The sequence below is a fragment of the Burkholderia sp. WAC0059 genome (assembly GCF_002870125.1).
In the GTDB taxonomy this organism is placed as follows: Bacteria; Pseudomonadota; Gammaproteobacteria; order Burkholderiales; family Burkholderiaceae; genus Paraburkholderia.
Map to the genome: position 1 here is coordinate 1 of NZ_PNEO01000031.1, position 13408 is coordinate 13408.

The 13408-nt window shown below is 64.1% G+C and carries 19 protein-coding genes and 1 riboswitch; of the genes, 11 read left to right on the forward strand and 8 right to left on the reverse strand.

Annotated features, from left to right (window positions below):
* On the reverse strand, nt 1–141 hold a 141-nt coding region (locus CY652_RS22250; RefSeq protein ID WP_146010185.1), incomplete at its 3' end, for a redoxin domain-containing protein.
* 385 nt (nt 142–526) lie between these two features.
* Between CY652_RS22250 and CY652_RS22255 the strand changes: the two genes are divergently transcribed.
* The 3 genes from CY652_RS22255 to CY652_RS22265 all read left to right on the forward strand — a co-directional run bounded on the left by CY652_RS22255 (nt 527) and on the right by CY652_RS22265 (nt 1856).
* Nucleotides 527–829: a DUF883 family protein gene (locus tag CY652_RS22255; protein WP_102132884.1), complete on the forward strand. Its 303-nt coding sequence runs from the start codon at nt 527–529 to the stop codon at nt 827–829.
* Nucleotides 830–938: 109 nt separating this feature from the next.
* Nucleotides 939–1325 carry a phage holin family protein gene (locus CY652_RS22260; protein ID WP_102132885.1) on the forward strand — a complete coding sequence of 129 codons (387 nt, stop codon included), beginning with the start codon at nt 939–941 and terminating at the stop codon, nt 1323–1325.
* Between the two features lie 75 nt (nt 1326–1400).
* A complete protein-coding gene (locus CY652_RS22265) occupies nt 1401–1856 on the forward strand; it encodes a DUF3318 domain-containing protein (RefSeq protein ID WP_102132886.1) in 456 nt (151 codons plus the stop codon).
* A gap of 14 nt (nt 1857–1870) precedes the next feature.
* Here CY652_RS22265 and CY652_RS22270 read toward each other — a convergent pair whose 3' ends face one another.
* The 7 genes from CY652_RS22270 to glyA all read right to left on the reverse strand — a co-directional run bounded on the left by CY652_RS22270 (nt 1871) and on the right by glyA (nt 6554).
* The gene (locus CY652_RS22270) at nt 1871–2296 is read right to left on the reverse strand and encodes a type IV pilin protein (RefSeq protein WP_102132887.1); all 426 of its coding nucleotides are present in this window, start codon (nt 2294–2296) and stop codon (nt 1871–1873) included.
* Between the two features lie 22 nt (nt 2297–2318).
* Nucleotides 2319–2870 (reverse strand): pilus assembly PilX family protein, encoded by a 552-nt coding sequence (locus CY652_RS22275; protein WP_258002417.1) that lies wholly within the window; start codon nt 2868–2870, stop codon nt 2319–2321.
* Entirely contained in the window at nt 2867–3664 is a 798-nt protein-coding gene (locus tag CY652_RS22280) for a PilW family protein (protein WP_102132888.1), read from the reverse strand. Before CY652_RS22280 ends, CY652_RS22275 begins: the two co-directional genes overlap by 4 nt.
* Nucleotides 3661–4107: a type IV pilus modification PilV family protein gene (locus CY652_RS22285; protein WP_146010186.1), complete on the reverse strand. Its 447-nt coding sequence runs from the start codon at nt 4105–4107 to the stop codon at nt 3661–3663. The genes CY652_RS22280 and CY652_RS22285 overlap by 4 nt, the downstream gene beginning before the upstream one ends.
* On the reverse strand, nt 4089–4655 hold the full coding sequence (locus tag CY652_RS22290; protein WP_102132890.1) for a GspH/FimT family pseudopilin: 567 nt from the start codon (nt 4653–4655) through the stop codon (nt 4089–4091). Before CY652_RS22290 ends, CY652_RS22285 begins: the two co-directional genes overlap by 19 nt.
* 153 nt (nt 4656–4808) lie before the next feature.
* Entirely contained in the window at nt 4809–5300 is a 492-nt protein-coding gene (gene nrdR, locus CY652_RS22295; RefSeq protein WP_102132891.1) for a transcriptional regulator NrdR, read from the reverse strand.
* 6 nt (nt 5301–5306) lie between these two features.
* Complete coding sequence (glyA, locus tag CY652_RS22300) at nt 5307–6554, reverse strand: serine hydroxymethyltransferase (protein ID WP_102132892.1); 1248 nt, start codon at nt 6552–6554, stop codon at nt 5307–5309.
* Between the two features lie 163 nt (nt 6555–6717).
* Nucleotides 6718–6838, reverse strand: a riboswitch (ZMP/ZTP riboswitch).
* A 179-nt stretch (nt 6839–7017) separates the two neighbouring features.
* On the opposite strand from glyA, the gene ydfG reads away from it, so the two are divergent.
* From ydfG to ybgF, 8 genes are all read left to right on the forward strand, one after another.
* Complete coding sequence (gene ydfG / locus CY652_RS22310) at nt 7018–7764, forward strand: bifunctional NADP-dependent 3-hydroxy acid dehydrogenase/3-hydroxypropionate dehydrogenase YdfG (protein ID WP_102132893.1); 747 nt, start codon at nt 7018–7020, stop codon at nt 7762–7764.
* A 74-nt stretch (nt 7765–7838) separates the two neighbouring features.
* A complete protein-coding gene (ybgC, locus tag CY652_RS22315; protein ID WP_102132894.1) occupies nt 7839–8318 on the forward strand; it encodes a tol-pal system-associated acyl-CoA thioesterase in 480 nt (159 codons plus the stop codon).
* Nucleotides 8319–8470: 152 nt separating this feature from the next.
* Nucleotides 8471–9148 carry a protein TolQ gene (gene tolQ, locus CY652_RS22320; protein ID WP_102132895.1) on the forward strand — a complete coding sequence of 226 codons (678 nt, stop codon included), beginning with the start codon at nt 8471–8473 and terminating at the stop codon, nt 9146–9148.
* A gap of 18 nt (nt 9149–9166) precedes the next feature.
* The gene (tolR, locus tag CY652_RS22325; RefSeq protein ID WP_102132896.1) at nt 9167–9613 is read left to right on the forward strand and encodes a protein TolR; all 447 of its coding nucleotides are present in this window, start codon (nt 9167–9169) and stop codon (nt 9611–9613) included.
* 4 nt (nt 9614–9617) lie between these two features.
* Nucleotides 9618–10628 (forward strand): cell envelope integrity protein TolA, encoded by a 1011-nt coding sequence (gene tolA, locus CY652_RS22330; protein WP_102132897.1) that lies wholly within the window; start codon nt 9618–9620, stop codon nt 10626–10628.
* Between the two features lie 86 nt (nt 10629–10714).
* On the forward strand, nt 10715–12007 hold the full coding sequence (gene tolB / locus CY652_RS22335; RefSeq protein ID WP_102132898.1) for a Tol-Pal system beta propeller repeat protein TolB: 1293 nt from the start codon (nt 10715–10717) through the stop codon (nt 12005–12007).
* 18 nt (nt 12008–12025) lie between these two features.
* Nucleotides 12026–12535 carry a peptidoglycan-associated lipoprotein Pal gene (gene pal / locus CY652_RS22340; RefSeq protein WP_102132899.1) on the forward strand — a complete coding sequence of 170 codons (510 nt, stop codon included), beginning with the start codon at nt 12026–12028 and terminating at the stop codon, nt 12533–12535.
* A 24-nt stretch (nt 12536–12559) separates the two neighbouring features.
* On the forward strand, nt 12560–13309 hold the full coding sequence (ybgF, locus tag CY652_RS22345) for a tol-pal system protein YbgF (RefSeq protein ID WP_102132900.1): 750 nt from the start codon (nt 12560–12562) through the stop codon (nt 13307–13309).
* Nucleotides 13310–13408 lie beyond the last annotated feature (99 nt).

A 13408-nucleotide genomic window follows, 5' to 3' on the forward strand; every position in this document is an offset into this window, starting at 1 on the left:
GGTCGTGCATACCGGCGTGAAGTCGGCCGGGTGGGAAAACAGCACGCCCCAGCTATCGCCCAGCCACTCGTGGAACTTGATGCGGCCAATGCTCGAATCCTGCTCGAAGTCGGGCGCGGTATCGCCAAGACGTAGACTCATGATTGCTGCTCCTTGGATGGATCGGGCCATCCGAAACGGCCCGACGGGTCTGATGATCTGCCTGAACTCACCACTGTAAAGCATACGGAGCCGGTTGCGCACCGGGAACGAACATCGAGTCACACTGTTATGAGTTTTTGTAATTTCGTGCGTCGATGCAAAAATCATGAAATCGTTGAGGGACATCAACGGCGTCAACGGCGAATCGGCCGGTACAGAACGGATTAATTTCAGGAGCGCGCTAAACTGTTCCGTTCTCCCTGCCAGGGCGGGACGGGAATGGTTCGTGCGCATACCCGGCGGGCGACGCGCGACGCGCTCGCCAGCGGCCATTTCTTTGGTTACGATTCACGCTTGGCACAATATGAAACGAAGGGAGCAGTCAATGTCGGAAGTCAATAAGGAGAGACTGATGTCGGATATTAAAACTGTCCTCGCGGACGCCGAGGATCTGCTCAAGCAGGCCGCCAGCGCCACCGGCGAACGCGCTTCCGAATTGCGCGAATCCGCGCTGGGCCGCCTCAAGCAGGCTCGGGAAAAGGCTGCCGATGTCCAGGTCGTCGTGATCGAAAAAGGCAAGAAAGCCGCGCGCGCGACCGACGACTATGTTCACGAGCATCCGTGGACGTCCGTCGGCATCGCAGCGGGCGTCGGGGTGCTAATCGGCCTGTTGATCAACCGGAAGTGAGCGGGCCTGCGCCGCGCCGGCACCTACCGGTGCGAGACGCGGCCGGCCTCCCATCCAGCAGGTCTGGTCCGACGGCCGGACCGCCTTGCGTAGCGCAACCGATCCAGCCATGACGACAGACACCCAATCGCAACGACCGGAGCACGGTCCGCTGCGCCGCATCGTCGGCTCCGTGTTCTCGATTCTTCAAACCAGGCTGGAGCTCATCGGCATCGAACTGGCTGAAGAAAAGGACCGGCTGATCGGCATTTTCTTTCTCGGCCTTGCGGCCATGATGCTTGCGGCAATGGCCCTCGTTGCGCTGACGGCCCTGATCGCCATTGCCTTCTGGGACACCTACCGCTGGCAGGCGCTCGCGGCCATTACGGCGGCGTACGCCCTCGCCGCCCTCTTTTGCGGACTCAAGGCGCGCAGTGGACTGCGCAATGCGCCCCTTGTCTTCCAGGCGACGATCAACGAGTTCGAGAAAGACCGCGAGCTGTTCCGCAAGCCGTAGCGCAGACTGGCGTCGTGCTTCACCGATGCCGAGCGGAACCGGCATGCCCTTCAACCCGTTCGCAGCCGATTTGCCATGAGCCACCCGAAACCGGACACCGTATTCCGCCCCAGGCGACCTCCTGCGAAAGAATTGACGACACCGCAACTCAGGGCGTTGCGCAAGGAGTTGCTCGTGCTCAGAGCGGACGTGGAGCGCGCCGAACTAAGCGAGGCGCTCATCGATTTTCGCGAGGCTGTGTCAAAATTTAGCTGGTTGCGTTTGTTGCTGCCGGCCATAGGCGGACTGCGTGCCGGATCGAAAACCGCAGGCCTCGGCGCATTGCTCAAGCAATATCCGTTGCTCAGTTCGCTCGCGTCGTTACTGCTTGCCAAACCGTTGGGCACAGGCCTCATATCGCGCGCGAAGCCGATCCTTAAATGGGCGGGCCTCGCTTTGACGGCCTGGGAAGGGTATCGGATATGGCGGCAGATCCGGCAAGAGAGCGAGACGCCCGACGGGGAATCGGCCGGAGACGACGGTAGCGGCTAAGCCAGCCGGCGCGATCAGCGTATTCCCCAGCACTCTGCCCAAGGCGGAGTGCCCGTCCCGGCAGCAGATTGATTGCCACGTTCACCGGTGGCATCAAGCGTGAACACTCCACAGGAGTCGTCGCGCATCGGCCCATCCTCCATCGGTCGAGCCTCGATTACATATCCGCCGCTGGCGTCGTTCCCGGACAACACGCGCAGTCGGTACACGGCGGTTCCCGACTCCGGCGCCCGGTCCAGACCGGCCGGCAATGCCGCGGCATCGGGAAACCGGGAGTCGACGAACTGGGCGGCCCGGTATAGGGCGGCCACCGCGTCGGCCCGATAACCGTGTGCGATCTGGCCTCGGTATGACGGCAAGGCAAACGCTGCAATGACGGCGGCGATCGCCAGCGCAATGACGAGTTCGAGCAGCGTGAATGCGTTTCTGTCCGACGACACGACCTCTCCCTGACACCCGAAATCAGAACGGCCTGGCGACGACACGCCGCCAGTGCCGTTCGATCGTCTGCCCGTCCAATACGAGTTGGAGTTGCAGCCAGCTCTGTGTATCGGCACTTGCGCCGAAGCCGCGTGCTGTCAACAAGAACGCCTGCGCTTCCGGACGGGTGGCGAGTCTCCACGACTCAGCGACGCACTGAGGGGAGCGTGCCGATCCCGGCCACGCGCTGACCGGCGTTGTCGCCTGCGTATTGAATGTGCTCTTGCGGCGCCATGCATCCGGTTCGCTGCTCTCGACGGGCTGCAACGGCAAGGGCATGGCACCGGCGACAAGCGCACGGGAGCATAACGTCAGCGCGGCATCAGCAGCATGAAATGCCTGCAAATGATCGGCTAGTCCGCGTGCGCCACGCCCCCCCAGCAACACGGACTCAAACCATGCCGCCGTCGTAACGAGCATCATCGAGGTGACCAGTAAAACGACGGGAAGCGCCATACCTCGCACGCCAGACTGGACCTGGCGTCCACTCCTCCGCCAGGGCATTTTCATCGTGATCGCGCGAGATTTGGTCATGCCCCGCCCTCCAGCCCGTTGCGAAGCGTCACGTGGCGCCAGAACGCCTGCCTCGCGCGACCGTCGGTCGACGTGGCAGACACGCCATCGCAATCGGCGTAACGCACGCGCCTCGCGAATGCTGCGCCACGAACAAGCACGCAGAGATCGACCGCCGTAACGTCACTCCATTGGTCCTGTACGACGGCCGAGGCGTCGAGCGGCTGGGGAACGCCCGTCAACCAGTATCGAAGCCGCAATTGCTCGACACCCTCGACCAACGGCTGCGCCGTCCCGGGTCGCCCCGAACCCTCGCAATACAGTTCGGGCTGGCCCGTCGAACCACTCGTCCGGGCGTAATATCGATTGACGATCAGCGAGCCCTCCGTGCCGACAGCCTGGCCGAGGCAATCGGTAATCTGCCCCGTTGAAGAAAGCCACGTCGACTCCGCGTCGCCAACGTAACGGATCGTCAGCCCGTCCGATCTACCCGGCAACGGTTCGCAGGCGTTACTGCCGTCCGTGCCGGCCGGTCGGCCCGCCGTGCAGCCGAATATCGGCTCTATGCTCGCACCAGCCGGCATGTCCGCCGGCACGAAACCGGCCATCTGAACCTGCTCGCCGATCAACGTCAATGCATTCATGCCGGCATCTCGGAGCCGGTCGGCATCCATCGCGTAGGCAAATGCAACTCGCTGCGACCGGTAGGTCGACACCGCTCCAGCCACGACTATCAGCCCCAACGCCAGCGCAATGACGAATTCGATGAGCGTATGGCCGGCACAACCCTGCTTTTCCTGAGGCGATGCCGTCATTTCACGAATGACAGTGCCACACAGGCCTGCCCTACTGTCACGACCACGCCGTTGCACGCCTGTTGCGTTGTCGCTGTATCCGGTCGTGCGCCGGTACTTTTCCCCAGACTGGACCAGACAAGGGATGCGACAGACACGCCGCCGGCAGACGCCGTGACCGCCACCGTGCTGCGAGGCACGACCGCGGAAGCACGTCGCGTCCAGAAGTCGGTTCGCCCGCTATTGCCGTCGCCGCCCAACCCGGCTTCGACCACAGCATCAGCCATAAACACGGCCTGCTCGCGAATCGTCGCGGACCGCGCCTCGCGCCCAAGCCATAATTGCGTCGCGGCAAGCCCCAGCGCGCTTGTCGCCATGATCGCCACGGCCAGCATGACCTCGAGCAATGCCGCACCCCGGCCATATATCTGCGCGCCGCGATCATTCATGAGGCAGAGACACATGCCCCCTCCGTCATGCGAGCCCGGCCTGCCGACGCGATGCGAATGCAGCGACGCCAACGCGCTCCGCTCGTAGCTGCCGTTGTCTTGCGCGGGGCTATTTCGAAGCTACCGAAGGTTCCGGCCGCCCGCCCGGCCGGCGGCGTGAAAGCGATCGAGGAGAGTGGCGAGATCACGCTGATCCCGTCGAACCCCGACTGGAAACGCAGCAGCCGTTGCGCGCCACTGCCTCCGGCCATCACGGCCCATCCGCACGACCAGTCCGACGCACCCGACGGGCACACCTTGCCGGCCGCGAGGCAGCGGCGTGCCGCATCGATACGGCATACGGTGATGCGCACCCTTTGACGAATCGCCTCGTTACGGGCATAAGCCAGCGTGCCAAGCAACGCATTCGCTCGCCCCTCCACCTGATCCCGGACACTCCAGGCAAACCAGGACGGCGTAGCCGCCATTGCGCACAGCGAAAGCAGCACCACCACGACCAGCGTTTCGATCAGCGTGACGCCACGGCATGGCGACTGGCGGCCCCAACCCGATTTCATCTGCATTCCTCACATATTGATGGCTGCAGTCACTCTAAAGCGAAAAACGGGAGGGGACAATCTGCCGAACGGCCAGGTATCGGGCGAATAAATTCCGCCCGACAATGAATGCATAACTACGGCACTGCGAGGAAGGAGATGGGAAAAACGCGCGAATGCTCAGCGCTTGCGCGATGGCGCGGCAGGAGCTGCAGGGCCGGCCATGCGGCGGAATTCTTCGATCACGTCCTCGAACTCGGAAACGTCCTCGAAGCGCCGATAAACCGAGGCGAAACGCACAAAAGCCACCTTGTCGAGCTCGCGCAGCTCGGCCATCACGAGCTCGCCAAGACGCTCGCTGCGGACCTCGCGTTCGCCGCTGCCGAGCAACTGATATTCGATGCGCCCGACGGCCGCGTCTACCGCGTCGGCCGATACCGGGCGCTTACGCAACGCAAGCCGCATGCTGGCGGCGATCTTGCGGCGATCGAATTCGGTTCGGCTGCCGTCCTTTTTGACGACTGCCGGCATGTTCAGCTCGACCCGCTCATACGTCGTAAAACGCTTGTCGCAGGCCATGCAGCGACGGCGCCGACGGATCGTGGCGCCGTCTTCGGATACGCGGGAGTCGACCACCTGCGTATCGTGATGCCGGCAGAAGGGACAATGCATGGCAACCTAGCGATAAACCGGGAAACGCTTCGTCAACTCGGCGACCTGGGTCCGTACGCGCTCGATCGTCGCGGCATCCTCCGGATTCTCAAGCACGTCGGCAATCAGGTTGCCCACCTGCCCGGCTTCCTCCACCCCGAAGCCGCGCGTCGTCATCGCGGGCGAGCCCAGACGGATGCCGCTCGTCACGAACGGCTTTTCCGGGTCGTTCGGAATCGCGTTCTTGTTGACCGTGATGTGTGCGGCGCCGAGCGCGGCTTCCGCAGCCTTGCCCGTAATCTTCTTCGCGCGCAGGTCGACCAGCATCACGTGGCTCTCCGTGCGTCCGGAAACGATGCGCAGGCCTCGCTTCACCAGCGTTTCGGCCAGCACGCGGGCGTTGTCGACCACCTGCTGCTGATAAGTCTTGAACTCGGGCGACAACGCCTCCTTGAACGCCACAGCCTTCGCGGCGATGACGTGCATCAGCGGACCGCCCTGGATGCCCGGGAAAATCGCCGAATTGATCGCCTTCTCGTATTCCGCCTTCATCAGGATCACGCCGCCGCGCGGACCACGCAGGCTCTTGTGCGTCGTAGTCGTGACGAAATCCGCGTGCGGCACCGGATTGGGATAGACGCCAGCGGCGATGAGCCCCGCATAGTGCGCCATGTCGACCATCAGGTATGCGCCGACGCTCTTCGCGATCTTCGCAAGACGCTCGAAGTCGATGCGCAGCGCGAACGCCGAGGCGCCCGCCACGATCAGCTTCGGCTTGTGCTCGTGGGCCAGCTTTTCCGCAGCCTCGTAATCGATGTCCTCGGCTTCGTCGAGGCCATAACTCACGACGTTGAACCACTTGCCCGACATGTTGACCGGCGAGCCGTGCGTGAGGTGACCGCCGTGCGCGAGGCTCATGCCCATGATCGTGTCGCCGGGCTTGAGCATCGCGAAAAAGACGCCCTGGTTCGCCTGCGAACCCGAGTTCGGCTGCACGTTCGCCGCCTCGGCGCCGAACAGTTGCTTCACGCGATCGATCGCGAGCTGCTCGACGATGTCCACGTATTCGCAGCCGCCGTAATAGCGCTTGCCGGGATAGCCCTCGGCATACTTGTTGGTAAGCTGCGAGCCCTGCGCGGCCATCACGGCCGGACTGGTGTAGTTCTCCGAGGCGATCAGCTCGATGTGATCTTCCTGGCGGCGATTTTCGAGTTCGATCGCTTTCCAGAGTTCGGGATCGACTTCGGCGATGGTGCTTTCGGCTCTGTCAAACATACGGATTCCGTTAGGTGTGTTCAGGTTGACCGGATCTCGCGCGAAACGCGTAGTAGGTACGCGGCGCTGCTGGCGACGGAGCCAGCCTTGACGTGGCGGACGGGAGGGCGCCGCACGAACGAGGCGGAACAGCCACCGGCAGCGCAACTGACGACGCACGGATCACGGCTGCCCAGGCGAACGGCAAAACGGCCCCTTACGCTTCACGGTGGGCTGCTCCACCTTGAGCCCCTTTTCTCCTTTTTTGCAGGAGCGGAGCCCTATCGCCAGTCACGCAGGGACAAGCACGGTAGTGTATTGGATGCGTCCGCAATAGGCAACTACGGGCCGCGCAGCGCGGGACAGGCCCGGCTCGCGCCCGCGCGACCTGCACAGCCGTTCGGGGGGAGACTTCTTGCCGCGGCGCCGCATTTGGAAGTAGGCTTTGGCCTTTCCCCGCCTTCCACCGACCAGGAGAACAGTCATGATCGTGTTCGTTACCGGCGCGTCCGCAGGATTCGGCGCAGCCATCGCCCGCATCTTCGTAAAAGGCGGCCACCGCGTCGTAGCCACGGCCCGCCGCAAAGACCGCCTCGACGCCCTCGCCGCAGAACTCGGCGACGCCCTGCTGCCGTTCGAACTCGACGTGCGAGACCGCGCGGCCGTCGAAGCCGCGCCGGCCGCGCTGCCGAAAGAGTTCGCAGCCGTCGATGTCCTCGTCAACAACGCCGGTCTCGCGCTGGGACTCGAACCGGCCCACCGGGCGCTGCTCGACGACTGGGAAACCATGATCGACACCAACTGCACCGGGCTGGTGCAAGCCACGCGGGCATTCCTGCCGGGCATGGTCGAGCGCAACCGCGGGCACGTGTTCAACCTCGGCTCGATCGCGGGCCGCTGGCCTTACGCGGGCGGCAACGTGTACGGTGCAACCAAGGCGTTCGTAAGGCAATTCAGCCTCAACCTGCGCGCCGACCTGGCCGGCACCGCAGTCCGCGTGACCGACATCGAACCGGGTCTCTGCGGCGGCACCGAATTTTCGAACGTCCGTTTCCGCGGCGACGACGCCAAGGCAGCGAACGTCTACAAGGACGTCGAGCCGCTCACGGCCGAGGACATCGCAGACTCGATCTACTGGATCGCAACGCGCCCGGCCCACGTCAATATCAACACCATCGAGCTGATGCCCATCGCCCAGTCGTTCGCGGGCTTGAGCGTGCACCGCGGCTGACGGCTCCCGCCGCCGCGCCCCCGGCGGGAACACCCGCCGGCCCGGAACGCGCCCCGCTCGCGCGTTCCGGTAAAATGCGGGGCATGAATATGCCCACCAACCCGCCCGGGAGCGAAAGCCATTTCACCTGGTCCATTCGCGTGTATTACGAAGACACCGATGCGGGCGGCATCGTGTTCTACGCCAATTATCTGAAGTTCTTCGAACGCGCGCGCACCGAATGGTTGCGCGCCTGCGGCATCAGCCAGCACCAGTTGGCCAACGACACCGGCGTGCTGTTCGTGGTCCGCAGCACCGCTCTCGATTACCGGGCGCCCGCCCGCCTCGACGACCGGCTGACGATCGCGAGCCGGATCGAACGTCTTGGCCGCGCATCGGTCGATTTCATGCAGGAGGCATGGCGTGACGGCACGCTGCTCGCCACCGGCGGAATCCGTGTCGCATGCGTCGAACAAGCCGCGCTGCGCCCGGCCGCCATCCCCCCCGACGTACTCGAAGCGCTACGGCGCGGGCCTCCGAAAGACTTGCCGGTCGTGTCAACGCTCCAGCCGTGATTTCCGTTGATACGACGCAGGCAAACTCGTGGCGCCCAGCCGGGAATCAAACCGGATTCGACAGGCGACGCACCGGCCTCCGGCTTGCCGGCGGAAGGCCTCGCGTCGCGCTGCCGCCGTTTGTCCATCCCAGGACGTTATAACGAACCTTTATGAACACTACACAAGATCTGTCGATCGTTTCTCTCGTCCTTAATGCGAGTCTGCTGGCGCAAGCAGTGATGGGGCTTCTGCTCCTGCTGTCGCTGATCTCCTGGACCTTCATTTTCCGCAAGTGGTTCTCCATCCGCCGCGCCCGCCGGCAGACCGAACGCTTCGAACGCGACTTCTGGTCGGGCGGCGACCTGCAGGCGCTCTATCAGAGCGCCGCGAACAACCGGCACACGATCGGCGCGCTCGAACGCATTTTCGAGTCCGGCATGCGCGAATTCCTGAAAGCGAAGGAAAAACGCCTCGGCGATCCGGCCGCGGTTCTCGACGGTGCCCGCCGGGCGATGCGCGCCTCCTTTCAGCGTGAAATGGACGCGCTGGAGGCCAATCTGTCGTTCCTCGCGTCGGTCGGCTCGGTCAGCCCGTATATTGGTCTTTTCGGCACGGTCTGGGGGATCATGAATGCGTTCCGCGGCCTCGCGAACGTCCAGCAGGCCACGCTGGCAAACGTTGCGCCCGGCATCGCCGAGGCGCTGACCGCGACGGCCATCGGCCTCTTCGCCGCCATCCCGGCCGTGGTCGCCTATAACGGCTACGCGCACGATATCGACCGGCTCGCGATCCGCTTCGAAACCTTCATCGAAGAGTTTTCAAATATCTTGCAGCGCCAGATTCACTAAGGCGCCAAGGAGTCCAGGATGGGTTCCCCCGTTCGTTCAAGCATGCGCGGCAGCCGTTCGCGCCGCGCCATGGCCGACATCAACGTCGTACCGTACATCGACGTGATGCTGGTGCTACTCGTGATTTTCATGGTGACCGCGCCGCTCGTCGCGCCGTCTATCGTCAATCTGCCCACCGTCGGCGGGGCGACCCAGCAGCAACAGACGCCGCCCGTCATCGTCAACATCCAACCGGACGGCAACCTGAGCGTCCGCTACAAGGACGACGGCGGCGCCACCCAGCAGCAGGACATGACGCGCGCCGACCTCGACACGTTCGTGACCAATCGCGAGGCGAATCATCCCGACCAGCCCATCGTAATCGCCGCCGACAAGTCCGTCCGGTACGAGACGGTCATGGACGTGATGTCCGACCTGAAAACGCGCGGCGTCAAGCGCGTCGGGCTGCTCGTCAAGTCGCAGTAACGCAATGGCACGCAATACTTCCCGCTATCCGTTCGAACCGCCGCGCGAGCGCGGTACCTGGAGAGCGCTTGCGCTGGCCGTGCTCATGCACGCCCTGCTCGCGCTCTTCCTGTACCACGGCATCCAGTGGCAAAACAGCATGCCGGCGGGAACCGAAGCCGAGCTGTGGACGGACGTGCCGGACATGACGACGCCGCCGCCCCGGCCGGTCGCCCCGCCGGCGCCGGTAGCGCCGCCGGCTCCGCCCGTGCAGACCGAAAACGCCGACATTGCACTGCAGCAACAAAAGCGCCAGCAGGAAGAAGCGGCACGCGAAGCCGCCCAGTTGGCCGAGCAGCAGCGACTCCAGCAACAGCAACAGCAACAGGAAGCCGAGGCGCGGCGCCAGCAGGAACAGGCGGCGCAACTGGCCGCGCAGAAGGCGGCCCAGTTGCGGCAGCAGCAGGCGCAGGCGGAAAAACTCCAGCAGCAAAAGCTGGCCGAACAGCAGAAACAGCAACAGTTGCAGTTGCAGTTGCAGCAACAGCAACAAGAACAGCAGCAGGCGCAACTCGAAGCCCAGAAGAAAGCAGCGGCCCAAAAGGCCGCCAGGGCGAAGGCCGAAGCCCAGGCTCAGGCGAAAAGGATGCAGCAGGAACGGCAGGCGCGGATCGCGCAGATGCAGGGCCTCGCCGGCGCAGCGGGCGGCAACGGCCTCGCGAAGAGCGGCACCGGCAACGGCGCGGGCGGCACGGCCACCTCGCCCGGCTACGCGGACAAGGTGCGCCGGCTCGTGCTGCCGCACGTCATCTGGTCCGGGTCGCGGGACGATGTCCGAACCGTGGTGTCGGTGCACTGCGCGCCGGACGGCACCGTGCTCTCGGCGACCGTGGCGCGTAGCAGCGGCAATCCTCAGTGGGACGAGGCAGCTCAGCGGGCAGTGGAGCAGACCAACCCGATGCCGACCGACACGAACGGGAAGGCACCGTCGCAATTCAACGTCATCCTGACGCCGGCGGATGTTCCCGCTAACTAAAAGTCGGCCCGGAGAAAAGGGAACGAATTAATGGTTTCCGAGTCTCTGTGCTGTTGTAGAGTGCTACATTTTTGGAACTGTCACGAATGAGTCTGATGAGCAAACTCGGCCTGCGAGCCCTCGTGGCCTCCTGCCTGATCGCGGCCGCCGGCGCTGCGCATGCCCAGCTCAATATTCTCGTTGCCGGGGTCGGCTCGACCCAGTTTCCGATCGCCACGGCGAATTTCGTCAACGAGGCCAATTCGCCCCAGCCGATCAGCGCCATCGTCCGGCAGGACCTGGAGCGCAGCGGCAAATTCGCGAATATCGACGCCGGCAGCACGCCGGTCGGAGAAAACGACAACGTCGACCTCGGAAGCTGGAAGGCCAAGGGCGCCAATGCGTTCGTCGCCGGCAGCGTCAACCAGCTCGCGAACGGCCAATACGAGGTGCGTTTCAAGCTGTACGACACGGTCAAGCAGCAAAGCCTCGGCGGGCTCGTGCTCGTCAGCCCGGCAGGCGGCCTGCGCATGAGCGCACACAAGATCGCGGACTACATCTATCAGAAGCTGCTCGGCGTGCGCGGCGTGTTCGCCACGCGGCTGTCCTACGTCGTCAAGGTCGGCAACCGCTATCAGTTGCAGATTTCGGATTCCGACGGACAGGACGCGCACATCGCACTCTCCAGCCCGGAACCGATCATCTCGCCGGTCTGGTCGCCCGACGGCACCAAGGTCGCCTACGTCTCGTTCGAACGGCAGAAGCCGATCGTCTACGTCCACGACCTGCCGACCGGCCGCCGCGTCATCATTTCGGATCAGAAAGGCAACAACAGCGCGCCGGCCTGGTCGCCGGACGGCCGCACGCTCGCCGTCGCGCTGTCGCTTACCGGCAACACCCAGATCTTCGCCGTCAACGCGGACGGCAGCGGCCTGCGCCGTCTGTCGCGCAGCACCGCCATCGACACCGAGCCGACCTACTCGCCCGACGGCAAGTGGATCTACTTCACGAGCGACCGCGGCGGTCAGCCGCAGATCTACCGGATGCCGGCCCAGGGCGAAAGCGCCGGCGCCGCCCAGCGCGTGACGTTCACGGGCAACTACAACACGAGCCCCCGCATCAGTCCCGACGGCACGCAACTGGCGTACATTTCCCGAACGGGCGGCGGATTTAAGCTGTACATTCAGGATCTGCAGTCCGGCACGGCTATGCCGCTCACGGATACCACACATGACGAATCGCCGAGTTTCGCGGCGAATGGTCAGTACATCCTCTACGCCACTCAGGTGAACGGCCGTGGCGTGCTGGCTGCTGTATCGACCGACGGTCGCTCGCGGCAGATTCTGTCCATACAGGGGGGCAGCGTGCGCGAGCCGTCCTGGGGACCTTTCATGCAATGACACTTCAGGAGAGCAAAAATGATGTCCAATAAAGTCCGCTTGGCCTTGGCAGTATTGATGATCGGCTCGCTGGCCGCCTGTAAATCCGGCGTCAAGAGCGACCAAAGCACCTCCGGCACGCTCGGCAACCAGCCGAACCCGAACGCCGTCACCACCGTGACCGTCGATCCGCTGAACGATCCGAACAGCCCACTCGCCAAGCGCAGCGTGTACTTCGACTTCGACAGCTACACCGTCAAGGACGACTATCAATCGCTGCTGCAAGCCCACGCTCAATACCTGAAGACCCATCCGGAACGCCACATCCTGATCCAGGGCAACACCGACGAGCGCGGCACGAGCGAGTACAACCTCGCGCTGGGCCAGAAGCGCGCCGAAGCCGTTCGCCAGGCGCTGTTGCTGTTGGGCGTGCCCGACTCGCAGGTGGAAGCGGTCAGCCTCGGCAAGGAAAAGCCGGTTGCGCTGGGTCATGACGAAGCGTCGTGGGCCCAGAACCGCCGTGCTGACATCGTGTATCAGCAACAGTAATCGACTTACCGGATGAAGGGGCGTATGTCGCACCGTTTCTCCTGGCCGCGGCTTGCCGTGGCCGCCTCCGTGGCTGGCGCCGCCCTCGTGGCGCTGCCGGCGCACGCGGGTCTCTTCGACGACGATCAGGCGCGCCAGGCGATTCTCGACCTGCGCGCGAAGACGGATAACCTGTCAGGGCAACTGTCCGCAGCGCAGCGCACGATCCTCGACCAGTCCAACCGCCTCGACCAGCTCAACGATCAGGTCGCGACGTTGCGCGGACAGAACGAGGACCTGGCGAACCAGCTCGCCGCCCTGCAAAAACAGGAGAAGGACTCCTACACGGACCTCGACACGCGGCTCAAGAAGTTCGAGCCGCAACAAGAGACCGTGGACGGCGTGCAAGGGGTCGTTCAGCCGGGCGAAACGGATGCGTTCAACGCCGCTTCGGACCAGTTCCGCAGCGGCGACTTCAAGGGTGCGGCGGCGGCCTTCCGCAGCTTCATCGACAAGTATCCGCAGAGCCCCTACCAGCCGACGGCGCAATACTGGCTCGGCAACGCGCTGTATGCGCTGAAGGACTACCGGGGCTCGACGGCGGTCTGGCAGAACGTGGTCAAGAACTATCCGCAGCATCCCCGCGCGCCCGAGGCGCTGCTGGCCATCGCCAACAATCAGATCGAGCTGGGGCAGCGGACGGCCGCCCGACATACGCTCGAGCAGATCGTGGCTCAGTACGGTAACTCCGATGCGGCGCAAACGGCACAGAGCAAGCTATCGCAGCTCAGGTGAGTCGAGCGTGAGCGCGGGATAAGGTCGGCTCTGGCTGTTGTGCCAACGACATCCCAACGACGAGGCCCGGAATGCACATGCTGTGCTTCCGGGCCTTTG